We start from the raw sequence: 13,260 nt of genomic DNA, 5'->3' as shown, positions 1-13,260 counted from the left end.
CCTTGACCATGAGCTGCGCAGGCCCATAAGGTTATCGGAACGTCGTTCCCCAACGAGGAACGGTGCATATGGAGGCAGCGAATGGCACCAGCAGGACCGCTCACCGGGCTGCGGGTGATCGACGCGTCGACCGTGCTCGCCGGCCCGCTCCTCGCGCAGCTGCTCGGCGACTACGGCGCTGACGTGATCAAGGTGGAGCACCCTGCCAAGCCGGACAGCTTGCGCACGCACGGCCACCAGCGGGACGGCCACGGGCTCTGGTGGAAGATGGTCGGCCGCAACAAGCGCTGCGTCGGGCTCTACCTGGGCGACCCCGAGGTCCAGGACATCTTCCTTCGGCTCGTGGCCAGTGCCGATGTGCTGGTCGAAAACTTCCGGCCGGGCACCCTCGAACGCTGGGGACTCGGCTGGGACAGGCTCAGCGCCGTCAACCCCGGCCTGGTACTGGTGCGGGTGACCGGCTTCGGGCAGCGTGGGCCCTACTCGGCGCGGCCCGGCTTCGGCACGCTCGCCGAGGCGATGAGCGGGTTCGCGGCGATGACCGGCGAGCCCGAAGGACCGCCCACACTGCCGCCCTTCGGTCTGGCCGACGCGGTCGCCGGCACCACCGGCTTCGGAGTGGTGCTCGCCGCGCTCTACCACCGCGACGCCCGCGGCGGCCGCGGCCAGGTCGTCGACCTGGACATCCTCAGCCCGCTGGTGAGCGTGCTCGGGCCCCAGCCGATCGGCTATGACCAGCTCGGCATCGTGCCGCAGCGCACCGGCAACCGGTCGGTCAACAACGCCCCGCGCAACACCTACCGCACCAGCGACGACAACTGGGTGGCGATTTCCACCTCGGCCAACTCCGTCGCGGAGCGGCTGATGCGCCTGGTCGGGCACCCCGAGGTGATCGACGAGCCGTGGTTCTCCTCCGGCGCCGAACGCGCTTTGCGGGTCGACCTGCTCGACGGGCACGTCGGCGAGTGGGTGGCTGCGCGCACCCGTGCCGAGGTGCTGGACGCATGCGAGCGGGCCGACGTGGCCGTCGCGCCGATCTATGACGTGGCCGACCTGATGGCCGACCCGCACGTGGTGGCGACCGGAATGATCACCACCGTCGAGGACCCTGACCTGGGGCCGGTGCGAATGCAGGACGTCGTCACCCGGCTGTCGGAGACGCCCGGCTCGATTCGGTTCACCGGCCGGGCTCCCTACGCCGACACCGAGGAGATCCTGCGCAAGGAGGCCGGCGTCGACGACACGACCCTGGCCAACCTGATCGGGCGCGGGGTCGTGGCATGAGGAGCGCTGTGTCAACGTCCGGCTGGCCGGTCTTGGTTGAGAAGTTGCTGGAGGGCTCGGTGTCGATCGGGTTCGCAGTGCCTGACGGCCACCGGTGCGCCCGCACCCTGATCGGATCGAGCGAAACCATGGTGGACCGATGAGCACCGATGTCGACGTGGCCGTGGCTGGCGCCGGCGGCGCTGGGATGGCCGCTGCGCTGGCTGCGGCCAAGGCAGGCGCCTCGGTTGTCGTCCTCGAGGCCTTCGAGCACTTCGCGCAGGGCAACAACACCGCGATGAGCACCTCGATGATCCCCGCCGCCGGCACCCACTGGCAGCGCTCCGAGGGGGTCGACGACAGCGCGGCGGTGTTCCTCGCCGACATCGCCGCCAAGACCAAGGACCGCGCCGACCCGACGATCGCCAAGGCCCTCGTCGAGGTCGGACCACGACTGGTCGGCTGGCTCGACCGTGACTGCGGCATCACCCTGGAGCTGGTCACCGACTTCCTCTATCCCGGGCACACCCGGCCCCGCTGCCACACCGTGGCCAACCGGGCCGGCCGTGACCTGCTCGCCGGGCTGCTGCGCGCCGCCCGCGACGAGCCGGGTCTCGACCTGATCGTGCCAGCCAGGCTGACCGCGCTCGACGAGGTGGGCGGTGGCTGGCGGCTCACCTCCACCCGGCCTGACGGCAGCTCGGAGACCCTCACGACCAGGTCGGTGGTCCTGGCGACCGGCGGGTTCGGCGCCGACCGCGACCTCGTCGGCGCACACCTGCCGGAGATCGCCGGCGGCGTGTACGCCGGCGGCGAGGGCTGCCGCGGCGACGCACTGCGCCTGGCCGCACCGCTGGAACTCGACACCGGCTACCTCGACGCCTACCAGGGGCACGGGTCGTGGGCGGTGCCGCACGCGACGCTCATGACCTGGGCGTCCGTGATGCACGGTGCGGTGCTCGTCAACATCGCCGGACACCGCTTCGGCGACGAGACCGTCGGCTACTCCGAATACGCCAAGACGGTGCTCGACCAGCCCGGTGGCGTCGCGTGGGTGGTGCTCGACACGCCGATCGACGCGGCCTGCCAGGCGTTCCAGGACTATCGAGACCTCACCGGCGCCGGCGCGGTCCGCTGGGCGTCCACAGTGGACGAGCTGGCCGCGGTCATCGGCTGCCCGGCCGGGCCGCTCGGCGAGGCGCTGCTGAGCAGGCGAGACACCTGGGTGGCGCCCTATGCCGCGGTCAAGGTCACCGGGGCGCTGTTCCACACGCAGGGCGGGCTGCTCGTCGACCGGCATGCGCGAGTGCTGCGCCGCGGTGAGCCGGTGCCGGGCCTCTATGCCGCCGGAGGCGCCGCCGCCGGGATCAGCGGCACCGGCGCTGGCGGCTACCTCGCGGGCAACGGCCTGCTCGCCGCACTGGGCCTGGGCTATCTGGCAGGCACCCACGCCGCAGGCCCGCGGCGACACGCCGCAGGCACGGACGAGGCAGAGCGATGAGCGCCCGCAGCCACCTCTACGTCCCAGCCGATGCGCCCGACAAGCTCACCAAGGCCCTCACCCGCGGTGCCGACAGCGTCATCGCCGACCTCGAGGATGCCGTCGCGCCGGACCGTAAGGAAGGCGCTCGGCGCTCCCTGCGGCAGTGGCTCTCCCAGCTGACGACCCCGGTGTGGGTCCGGGTGAACTCCGGCGCCGCGCTCGAGGCCGACCTCGACGTGCTGGCCGACGGCGTGCACCGCGGCTGCCTGGAGGGCATCTGCCTGCCCAAGGCTGAGGACCCTGCAGACCTGCACCGCATCGCCGGCTGGCTCGACGGCCTGGAACGCGAGCACCCCGGGCCACCGGTCGCGCTCGCCCCGATCGTGGAGAGTGCCGCCGGTCTGGCCGCCGCGGTGAGCCTGGCCCGGGCACCGCGGGTCACCAGACTCCAGCTCGGTGAGGCTGACCTCAGCGCTGAGTTGGGCATCGAGGCGTCCGCCGACGAGGTGGAACTCGCGCACCTGCGCGGCGCGGTCGTCCTGGCCAGTGCTCAGGCGGGGATCGGCCCGCCGGTCGGGCCGGCCTCCACCGACTTCACCGACCTCGACCGGCTGCGGGCCACGACCCTGCGGCTGCGCCGGTTCGGGTTCGCCGGGCGCACCTGCGTGCATCCAAGACAGGTCACGGTCGTCAACGAGGTGTTCACGCCGTCGGCCGAGCAGGTCGACCGGGCCCGCAGGACGCTGGCCGGGTTCACGGCAGCGGGGTCGGGCGCCTTCGCCGACGAGCACGGGCGGATGGTCGACGCCGCGGTCGTGCGCGCCGCCCGCCGGGTACTGGAGACCGCCGAACAGGGGCAGCCGAGATGACACAGACCCTCGCCCAGCAGCTGGCGCGCTTCGTCGCCGGTAGCAACCATGCGGCACTGCCCAGGGACGTCAGGGACAGCGTCGTCGACCGGATCATCGACGTGGCGGGCCTCTGCCTGGGCGCCCGGCCGCTGCCGACCAGCGCTGCCGCCGTGTCGTGGGTGCTGGACAAGGGCGGCGCCCCGCAGGCCCACGTGTTCGGCGAGGCGAGCGCGGTCCCGGCGACCGGCGCGGCCTTCGCCAACGGGGTGCTCGCGCACTCCCTCGACTTCGACGACACACACCTGCCCTCGATCCTGCATCCCAGCGCGTGCGTCGTGCCGGCCGCCCTGGCCGCCGGGGAGGCCGTCGGGGCGTCGGGCGCGCAGGTCGTCGCCGCCGTCGCCGCCGGTCTGGAGGTGACCGTGCGGGTCGGGATGGCCGGCTACGACCGGGCCACCAACAACTCGGTGTTCTTCGACCGCGGGCAGCATGCCACGTCGATCTGCGGCACGATCGGCGCGGCGGTCGCCGCGGCCCGGCTGCTCGGGCTCGGCGAGCAGGGCGTGTGCGACGCGATCGGCCTGGCCGCGTCGATGGGCGCCGGGGTCATCGAGGCCAACCGGTCCGGTGGCACGGTCAAGCGCATGCACTGCGGCTGGGCGGCCCAGGCGGGGGTCAGCGCGGCCGAGCTGGTGCAGCGCGGCATCACCGGGCCGCCGACGGTCCTGGAGGGACGGTTCGGCTTCTACCAGGCGTTCCTCAGTGGACAGTTCGACGCCGGTGCCGTCGTCGACGGTCTGGGGACACAGTGGGCCATCCCGGGTATCTTCTTCAAACCGTACCCGGCCAACCATTTCACGCACACCGCCGTCGACGCCGCGGCGGTGCTGCGTGCCGAAGGGGTACGACCGTCTGACGTCGTGTGGGCGCGGCTGGCAGTCGCCGACGCCACGGTGCGCACCATCGGTGAGCCGCCGGAGGTGAAGCGTGCCCCGGAGACCGGCTACCAGGCACAGTTCAGCGGACCCTACGCGGTGGCCGTGGGGCTGTTCGGCGGGTCCGGGCTTGGTGCCTCGCACGAGGACTACACCGACGAACTGGCCCGCGACCCCGACCGGCGGGCCCTGATGGCGAAGGTCACCGTCACCAGCGCCCCGGCTTGCGAGGCCGTCTACCCGTACCAGTTCCCGGCGGTCCTCACCGTCGGGCTGACCGACGGCACCACCCGCACCGCGTCGGTGCTCACCAACAAGGGCGGCGACCAGCGGCCGCTCTCCCCCGCCGAGCTGCGCACGAAGTTCACCGGCAATGCGACCCGTTGGGTTTCGCCCGGCGCCGCAGCGCAGCTGTGGGACCAGTTGTCGGGCATCGAGTCGGTGACCGACGTGCGTATGCTCCTCCGTCCCTGAGAAAGGCTCCCGCGATGCCGTACGACCTGGTCATCACCAACGCACTCGTGGTCACCCCGGACGACACGCCACCGGTGCTGTCCTGCATCGCCGTGTCCGGCGGCAAGGTGGCCGCGGTGGCGCCCGACCTGTCCACCGACGGCGCGACCGTGTTCGACGCGGGTGGCCGGCTGGCCTTCCCTGGCGTGGTCGACGCCCACCAGCACTGGGGCATCTACAACCCGCTCGCCGAGGACACCGCCACGGAGAGCCGGGCCTGCGCGCAGGGCGGTGTGACCACGGGGCTGAACTACGTGCGCACCGGCCAGTACTACCTGAACCGTTCCGGCCCCTACGCCGACGTGTTCCCCGACGTGCTGGCCAGCTCCGAAGGGCGCTCCTACGTCGACTACGCCTTCCACGTGGCGCCGATCCTGCGCGAGCACATCGACGAGATCCCGCTCATGGTGGAGAAGTTCGGCATCACCTCGTTCAAGATCTTCATGTTCTACGGCGGGCACGGACTGCACGGCCGCTCCGACAACCAGGCGTCGTTCCTGATGACCCCGCCCGGCGAGTCCTACGACCTGGCCCACTTCGAGTTCGTGATGCGCGGTGTCGAGGCGGCCCGGCGGCAGTTCCCCGACGTCGCCGACCGCATCTCGCTGTCGCTGCACTGCGAGACGGCCGAGATCATGCGCGCCTACACCGAGCGGGTCCAGCGCGACGGCACCCTGACCGGCCTGCGCGCCTACAGCGCCTCCCGGCCGCCGCACTCCGAGGGCCTGGCCGTCACGATCGCCTCCTACCTGGCCCATGAGACGGGCCTGCCCACGATCAACCTGCTGCACCTGTCCTCGGCCAAGGCCCTGGAGGCGGCCATGCTCATGGCTGCGACGTTCCCGCACGTGGACTTCCGCCGCGAGGTCACCGTCGGGCACCTGCTCACCGACGTCGACACTGCCGCGCCGGGCGCCAAGGTCAACCCACCGATCCGGCCTCGCGATGACGTCGAAGCGCTGTGGGCGCACGTCATCGCCGGCAACGTCGACTGGGTCGTGTCCGACCACGCCTGCTGCCGCGCCGAGATGAAGTTCGGCAACGACGCCGAGGACATCTTCGTCGGCCACTCCGGCTTCGGCGGTGCCGAATATCTGCTGCCCGGCATGGTCACTGAGGGCCTACGTCGCGGGCTGACCCCGGGCCGCATTGCCGCGCTTGTCTCCACCAACCCGGCGGCCCGCTACGGCCTCACCGGCAAGGGCATGATCGCGGAGGGTTTCGACGCTGACATCGCCCTGGTCGACCCGGCCGCTTCCTGGACCGTGCGGGCCGGCGACTCGGCGTCGACCCAGGGTTACACCCCGTTCGAGGGTATGGACCTGACAGCGAAGGTGACCGACGTCTTCCTGCGCGGTGAGCAGATCCTGGCCGCCGGCGCCGTGGTCGGTGAGCCGAAGGGCCGATACCTTCACCGCACCGCCGCTTGACACAGCCCAGCCGCCCGGCGGCAGCACGCACATCAACGTCGCAGCCGCCGGCGGTTCGCCCCGGCTCGCCGAGGCGGGTTGACGTGTCTTGAAACGAGCAACACGCGTGTCGTACCGTCCTGAGGTACGACGTTCCGTCCGGTGAGCCCAGGAGAAGCATTGACAGTGATCGCCGACGAGAACCAGCAGGACGGCCGCTCGGCCAACGGCCTGGAGCGGGCGCTCGACGTGCTGCTGCTTTTCTCCACGTCGGCCTCTCCGTCGCTCGGGGTGTCCGAGATCGCCCGGCAGCTCGGCGTGTCCAAGGCTGTCGTGCACCGGATTCTCACCACGCTGTGCCGCCGCGACCTGATCTCGCTTGACGAGTCGAGCCGCCGCTATGTATTGGGCCCGGCGTCCCTGGGCCTCGGTCAGGCGTTCCTCGACCGGGTTGACGTGCGCGACCTGGCCCGCGAGCCGCTGCGCCGCCTGAGCGAGATGTCGCGCGAGACCTCGACGCTGTCGATCCGGGTCAAACACTCCCGGTTGTACCTGGACCAGGTCACCCCGGCGCGCGACGTGAAGATGGAGGTCCGCATCGGCGAGGCGTTCCCGCTGCACGCGGGCGGATCGTCGAAGGCGTTCCTTGCGTTCCTCAGCGACGCGAAGATCGACGCTTATCTGGCCGAGGTGCCGCTGACCGCCCTGACCGACCACACGGTCGTCGACCCTGGCTATCTGCGAGGCGAGCTGAAGATCATCCGCGAGCGGGGCTACGCGGTGTCGTTCGGCGAGCGGCAGCAGGGCGCGGCGTCGGTCGCCGCCCCGGTCCTCGGACACGACGACCAACCACGGGCGGTGCTGAGCATCTGCGGCCCGCTGGAGCGGATGCGAGGCCGGATCGACGAACTGGCGAAGCTGCTGCTGCCGGAAGTACGTGCGGTGTCGGCGAGGCTGGGCAATCGCACGGCCCAGCAGCACCCCTGACCCACCGCACCGTCCCCGCACCGTGCTGCGCACAGGTGCGGGGACGGCCGGTCGACAGCACCCAGGGCGTCAGGCCCGCACGACCGCGATCGGCCGGGCCGGCGATCCCGTTGCCCCGGTCAGTGCCAGCGGCGTCAGGATGAACGTGAACTCGCTGACCCCCGCCGCCGCCAGTTCTTCCAGCGCCAGCGTCTCGATGATGTAGATGCCGTGCTCGACCAACAGCACTCGGTGCGCGGGAAGCAGCCCGTGCCCGGCCCCTGGCGCGAGGCACTCGAAGGCGATCGAGTCTGCACCGGCCGCGTGCACCCGGTGGTCTGCGAGCCAGCGCGCGCCGGGTTCACCGACACCCGGTACGCCCGACAGCTTCCCCTGGAAGGTCTCCGCGTCGGCGAAGTGCCGGCCCCAGCCGCTGCGGATCAGCACGACATCGCCCGGTTCGACGCTGATCCCCTGGCGGGTGCACGCACCGGTCAGGTCGTCGGGCGTGATCTCGTAGCCGGGCTTGCAGGCCACGATGCCGTGCAGGGCGGGGATGTCCAGCAGCACTCCCCGCCGCACGATGGGGGTGATCGTCTCGACGCCCAACTCCCGGAAGCGGCCGCCGGATGACGCGGTGCCCGCGTCGAGGCCGCCGTGCAGCCGGCCGTCCTGGCTGACGTGGGCGAGCGCGTCGATGTGGGTGCCCACGTGGGTGCCCAGCACGATCATGTCGTTCGCCGCGGATCCGCCGTCGGCACGCATCATGTCGCCGTGCCGCCGGGGCAGGCTGTGCCAGTAGCGGGGGTGGTTGGGCGACTGCGGCATGCCGTTGAACATCGGCACGGCCAGGTCGTAGACCTGCACGCCGTGCCGGACGGCCGCGAGCAGCGGGTCGGCGAGAAGCTCCATCAGCCCTCCGCGGGAAGTTGCAGGCCGAGTTCCTCGAGCACCGCCTCGAGGTGGGTGAGCGCACCGAGGGCCGTGGGGAATCCGCCGTAGATCGATGTCTGCAGGATGGCCTCGATGACCTCCTGGATGCTCGCACCGTTGCGCAGGGCGCCTTTGATGTGGTCCTTGAGCTGCGGTGGCCGGTCCAGCACGGTCAGCGCGGCGACGGCGCACAGCTCGCGGGTGCGCTGGTCGAGGATGTTCCGGGTGTACATGCCGTCGAGCACATACACCCGGAACATCTCGGCCCAGGAGGCGTCGAAGCGGCTGAAGCGCTCCAGGGCCTTGGCGATGCGCTGCTGGCGTTCCTGCTCCAGATCCATGTCAGGTATCCCCTGTTTCAGACCGGCATGCTGCCGGTGACGAGAAGGCCACGGTCGGCGAAGGTGAGCCGTTCGTTGCCGTCCTCGGTGATGAGATAGGTGTCCTCGACCTGCAGGCCGCCCCAGCCGAGCTCGAAGTAGGGCGTCTCGAAGCAGACGACCATGCCGGGCTGCAGGGTGCCGGGGACACCGGGGCGGATGCGCGGGTTTTCGTTGAGGTTGAGTCCGATGCCGTGGCCCCACACATTGGAGGCGGGGAAGTTGGGCGTCCCGCCGGCCCGGATGGCGGCCAGCACGGCGCCGCAGATCTCGTCGCCGGTCGCACCCGGACGGATGAGGGTGCGGGCGGTCTCGGCTCCGGCGTTGAGCGCGGCGACGTAGGCCAGGGCGCGCTCGGACGGCTCGGCCGACACGACGGCGCTGCGCCCGGAGTCAGCCCAGTAGCCTTCGTACCAGCCGCCGCCTTCCCACCGCACCAGATCGCCGGCGCGGACCGGGTAGTCGGTGAGGATCGGGTAGAACTGCGAGGCGTGCCCGCCGGCGCCGCTGCCCCAGAATCCGGGGGTGCCGCCACCGAGTGCCCACGCGCCGCGCCAGGCGAGGGTGACGTCCTTCCAGGAGGCCCCCGCGGTGAGCAGGGCGGCGGCCGCGTCGAAGGCGGTTTCGTTGAGCGTGCAGGCGGTGCGCAGGCGGGCGATCTCGTCGGGTGTCTTGATGAGCCGGGCCTCGGTGAGGATGCCCAGGCCGGGCACGGCGCTGCCGGACCAGCCGGGCAGCGTGGCCGCGAAGGCCGGCGCCTCGAAGGCGACGGTCGCGGCGCCGAGCCCGGCGTCGGCGAGGGCCGCGGCGACCCCGGCGGCGAGGGACTTGTGCACGCGCAGCTTCTCCATGCCGGCGAGCACGTCGGCCTCGGGTGCGACGAGCACGACATCGGGGTTCTTCTCAATGCCGATCGAGCCGAACACCTCGACGTTGGGCATCCAGGTCGGCTCCTCGGCGAGGTGCGCGATGTAGGGCATGCCGACGATCAGCGTCGCCGGGGCATGCTCGTCGGCGGGAATCAGCGCGGCCGCGGCGGTGCCGGTCTGGTACGGCAGCGGGTTGCCGAAGTCGCTGAGGTAGAGCACGTGCTCGAAGGTCGTGGCGACGATGCCGGCGACGCCCTCACGGCGCATCGCGGCGCGTAGCCGATCAAGATTGCACAGCATGAAGAGTCCTCTTTTCGGAACAATGTTCCCTTGAGCGAAACGGGGTCAGGCGTGTTCGAGCAGGGCGGCCACGTCCCCCAGGAAGGCCGCCGCCGGCGCACCGTCGATGGCGCGGTGATCGAAGGTCAGCGACAACCACATCAGCGGACGTACCACCGGCATCCCATCGACGCCGATGACGCCCTGCCTGGTGCGCCCGACCCCGAGGACGGCCACCTCCGGCAGGTTGACGATCGGCGTGAAGACGTCGACGCCGAACGGCCCCAGGTTCGACACGGTGAACGACGATCCGCCCAGCTCGTCCGGCCCGAGCGTGTCGGTCAGGGCCCGCCCGGTGAGCTCGCGGCGGCGCTGCCACAGCTCGACCGGGGCCAGCCCGGCGGCGTCGCGGAGGGTTGGCACGAAGAGGCCGGCGTCGGTCTGCACGGCGAAGCCGAGGTGCACGCCGTCGCTGGGCACGACCCCGCTCTCGACGGAGTACGCGGCGTTGACCTCCGGGTGGCGTAGCAGCGCGGTGGCTGAGGCGACCATGACGAGGTCCAGCACCCCGGGGCCGGAGGCGTTCTTCCGGGCCGTCTTGCCGCCCTTCTTGCCGCCCTTCTTGCCGGACTTCTTGCCGGACTTCTTCTCGGCCTTCGAACGGGTCGCGTCGTCTGCCCTCCGCAGTTCGGCGATGGCCGCCAGGGTGGCAGTGAGGTCGACCTCGCGGGTGAGTGTGACGGCGGCGACCTGGCCGGACGACTCGGCCATCCGGCGGGCGGTGGCGCGCCGGACCCGCAGCCGGCGAGCGTCGAGCGCAGTGCCCGCCGTGCCCGGTTCGACCGGCGTCTGCGCTTTGGGCTGCACCGCGCCCGTGGCGTCCGCCGTGCCCGTCTCGACCGGCGGCTGCGCCTTGGGCTGCACCACGCTGGTGTCGGCCAACGCCTGCGGCAGAGACGACGACGCCGCCACGACGTCCTGCACCCGCACCCGCCCGTTCGGTCCCGTCCCCCGCACCGACGCGATGTCCACCCCCAGCTCGGCGGCGCGCCGGCGGGCGGCGGGAACCGCCCGCACCGAGTCGGCCGGCCCCGGCGCAACCGTGGTGGTCTCGACCGGCTCCACCAACGGGGGCGTCATGGCGGCGGGGGCCGGCGGTGCGGGTACGCCGGGATCGGTCACCACTTCGCCGGGAGCACCGATGTAGCCGATCGTGTCGCCCACCGGCACCTCGTCGCCCGGCTTCGCCACGATGCGCAGCAGTACACCCGCGCCCGGCGACGGCACCTCGATGTTGGTCTTGTCGGTCTCGATCTCCACCAGTGGCTGATCGGCCTCGACCTGCTCGCCCTCCTCGACGAGCCACGCGACCACGATCCCCGACGACATCGTGGTCGAGCCGATCCGCGGCAGGTACACCTCGATGCTCACGCCAGGACCCCTCTCACAGCGTTGACGATCTCGGCCACCCCAGGGATGACGGCCTTCTCCAGGCGGGGGCTGAACGGCACCGGCACGTCCGGTGCGCACACCCGCCGCACCGGTGCCTGCAGGAAGTCGAACGCGCCCTCGGCGATCGTCGCGGCCAGTTCACCAGTGATGCCGTAGCTGCGCGGGGCCTCGTCGACGACGACGGCACGGCCGGTACGGCTGACCGAGGCGACGATGGTGTCCGCGTCGAGCGGCACCAGGGTCCGCGGGTCGATCACCTCAACCGAGATGCCCTCCTCGGCGAGCGCCGACGCGGCCTGCAGAGCGGGATGCACCATGGCCGAGGTCGCCACGACGGTGACGTCGTCGCCGGGCCGGCAGACGTTCGCCACGCCCAGCGGCACCTCGTACAGCTCCTCCGGCACGTGGCCCTTACGGCCGTACGCCATCTTCGGCTCCAGCACGATCACCGGGTTCGGATCACGGACGGCGGCGATGAGCAGACCCTTCGCGTCGTGCGGGGTCGCCGGCAGCACCAGCTTGAGGCCGGGGACGTTGGCGACCATCGCCTGCACCAGCTGGGAGTGCTGGGCGGCGCTGGACTGCCCGGCGCCCTGGGCGGCCCGGATGACCAGCGGCACACTGGCCTGGCCGCCCGTCATGTAGCGGTACTTGGCAGCCTGATTGACGAGCTGGTCCATGGCGAGGGTGATGAAGTCGGCGAACATCAGGTCGACGATCGGCCGGAGCCCGGTGAGCGCGGCGCCGACGGCGAGCCCGGTGAAGCCGGCCTCGGAGATGGGCGCGTCGACGACCCGCCGAGCGCCGAACTTGGCCTGCAGGCCGACGGTGGCCTGGAACGAGCCGCCGTGCCGGCCGATGTCCTCACCGATGATGAAGACCCGTTCGTCGTCCTCGAGGAGCTGTGTCAGGGCCTCGTTGATGGCCTGCAGCATGGTGAGGTTACGGTCACCGCTCATGCGTACACCCCGGTGTAGAGCTCGGCCATGTCGGGTTCGGGTGCCTGCCTGCTGCGTTCGTGCGAGGCGCGGACCTCGGCCGCGGCCGCGGCAGTGATCTCGTCCAGATCGGCCTGCTCGGCGATACCGGCGGACAGCAGGCGGTCGGCGAGGATGAGCAGCGGATCCTTCTTGCGCCACTCGTCGATCTCGTGATCGAGGCGGTAGCTGTGGTCGGTCTCGGCGACGTGGTGGCCGTGGTAGCGGAAGGTGGCCATGTCCAGGTAGGTGGGGCCGTCGCCGCGGCGGGCACGCTCGACGGCGTCCGTGGTCGCGGCCACGACAGTGGCGACGTCTTGGCCGTCGACGGTGAACGACGGAATGCCGTAGGGCCGGGCCCGGTTGACCAGACGGCCGGCGGCGACCTCCTCCAACCGGCTGTACTCCACGACGCCGTTGTTCTCGCAGACGTAGATGAGCGGCAGCTGCCACAGCGCGGCCATGTTCATCGTCTCGGCGACGACACCCTGGTTCATCGAGCCGTCGCCGAGGAAGACCACACTGACGGCATCGCTGCCGCGGTACTTGGCGGAGAACGCCGCCCCGAGTGCGATGCCGGCACCGCCGCCGACGATGCCGTTGGCGCCGAGCATGCCGCGGCTGAAGTCGGCCACGTGCATCGAGCCGCCCTTGCCGCGGCAGCAGCCATCGACCCGGCCCATGATCTCCAGCATCACCGCGTCGACCGGCACGCCGCGGGCGATGCAGTGCCCGTGCCCGCGATGGGTGCTGGTCAGGTAGTCACGCTCCGCCAGCACGCTGATCACGCCGGCCGAGACGGCCTCCTGGCCGCTGGAGGCGTGCACCAGGCCCGGTAGGTGGCCACGCTTGTAGATGTCGATCGAGTACTCCTCGAACTCCCGGATCAGCGTCATCGTCCGGTAGAGCGCTAACTCGCTGTGCATGCTTCGCCTTTCACGGTGCCTGTT

General features: G+C 71.3%; 12 protein-coding genes. 6 read left to right on the top strand and 6 right to left on the bottom strand.

The annotated features are described in order from the left end of the window. Positions 1 to 81: 81 nt before the first annotated feature. The 6 genes from AB0H83_RS32625 (at position 82) to AB0H83_RS32600 (ending at position 7,441) form a co-directional block, all read left to right on the top strand. On the top strand, positions 82 to 1,284 hold the full coding sequence (locus AB0H83_RS32625; protein ID WP_360101746.1) for a CoA transferase: 1,203 nt from the start codon (positions 82 to 84) through the stop codon (positions 1,282 to 1,284). A 139-nt stretch (positions 1,285 to 1,423) separates the two neighbouring features. Continuing rightward, positions 1,424 to 2,764, top strand: coding sequence for an FAD-dependent oxidoreductase (locus AB0H83_RS32620; RefSeq protein ID WP_360101744.1), 1,341 nt, complete (start codon positions 1,424 to 1,426; stop codon positions 2,762 to 2,764). After that, on the top strand, positions 2,761 to 3,615 hold the full coding sequence (locus AB0H83_RS32615; protein ID WP_360101742.1) for a CoA ester lyase: 855 nt from the start codon (positions 2,761 to 2,763) through the stop codon (positions 3,613 to 3,615). Before AB0H83_RS32620 ends, AB0H83_RS32615 begins: the two co-directional genes overlap by 4 nt. Further along, positions 3,612 to 5,006 carry an MmgE/PrpD family protein gene (locus tag AB0H83_RS32610; protein ID WP_360101740.1) on the top strand — a complete coding sequence of 465 codons (1,395 nt, stop codon included), beginning with the start codon at positions 3,612 to 3,614 and terminating at the stop codon, positions 5,004 to 5,006. The genes AB0H83_RS32615 and AB0H83_RS32610 overlap by 4 nt, the downstream gene beginning before the upstream one ends. 14 nt (positions 5,007 to 5,020) lie before the next feature. Further along, the gene (locus AB0H83_RS32605) at positions 5,021 to 6,475 is read left to right on the top strand and encodes a dihydroorotase family protein (RefSeq protein ID WP_360101738.1); all 1,455 of its coding nucleotides are present in this window, start codon (positions 5,021 to 5,023) and stop codon (positions 6,473 to 6,475) included. A gap of 165 nt (positions 6,476 to 6,640) precedes the next feature. After that, a complete protein-coding gene (locus AB0H83_RS32600) occupies positions 6,641 to 7,441 on the top strand; it encodes an IclR family transcriptional regulator (RefSeq protein ID WP_360101850.1) in 801 nt (266 codons plus the stop codon). Positions 7,442 to 7,510: 69 nt separating this feature from the next. Here the strand turns inward: AB0H83_RS32600 and AB0H83_RS32595 are convergent, their stop codons facing one another. From AB0H83_RS32595 to AB0H83_RS32570, 6 genes are read right to left on the bottom strand one after another with little or no spacing between them, the layout of a single operon-like run. Beyond that, a complete protein-coding gene (locus AB0H83_RS32595; protein ID WP_360101736.1) occupies positions 7,511 to 8,332 on the bottom strand; it encodes a cyclase family protein in 822 nt (273 codons plus the stop codon). Continuing rightward, a complete protein-coding gene (locus AB0H83_RS32590) occupies positions 8,332 to 8,694 on the bottom strand; it encodes a carboxymuconolactone decarboxylase family protein (protein WP_360101734.1) in 363 nt (120 codons plus the stop codon). Before AB0H83_RS32590 ends, AB0H83_RS32595 begins: the two co-directional genes overlap by 1 nt. A gap of 17 nt (positions 8,695 to 8,711) precedes the next feature. Then, positions 8,712 to 9,902 carry a M24 family metallopeptidase gene (locus AB0H83_RS32585; RefSeq protein WP_360101732.1) on the bottom strand — a complete coding sequence of 397 codons (1,191 nt, stop codon included), beginning with the start codon at positions 9,900 to 9,902 and terminating at the stop codon, positions 8,712 to 8,714. Between the two features lie 45 nt (positions 9,903 to 9,947). Then, a complete protein-coding gene (locus AB0H83_RS32580) occupies positions 9,948 to 11,312 on the bottom strand; it encodes a dihydrolipoamide acetyltransferase family protein (protein ID WP_360101730.1) in 1,365 nt (454 codons plus the stop codon). Further along, positions 11,309 to 12,292, bottom strand: coding sequence for an alpha-ketoacid dehydrogenase subunit beta (locus AB0H83_RS32575; RefSeq protein WP_360101728.1), 984 nt, complete (start codon positions 12,290 to 12,292; stop codon positions 11,309 to 11,311). The genes AB0H83_RS32580 and AB0H83_RS32575 overlap by 4 nt, the downstream gene beginning before the upstream one ends. Next, positions 12,289 to 13,236, bottom strand: coding sequence for a thiamine pyrophosphate-dependent dehydrogenase E1 component subunit alpha (locus tag AB0H83_RS32570; RefSeq protein WP_360101726.1), 948 nt, complete (start codon positions 13,234 to 13,236; stop codon positions 12,289 to 12,291). Before AB0H83_RS32570 ends, AB0H83_RS32575 begins: the two co-directional genes overlap by 4 nt. Positions 13,237 to 13,260: the final 24 nt, after the last annotated feature.

It is taken from the genome of Dactylosporangium sp. NPDC050688, from assembly GCF_040654515.1.
GTDB lineage: Bacteria > Actinomycetota > Actinomycetes > Mycobacteriales > Micromonosporaceae > Dactylosporangium.
The sequence above is the reverse complement of the archived record's forward strand: the minus strand, read 5'-3'. Positions and strand labels throughout refer to the sequence as shown.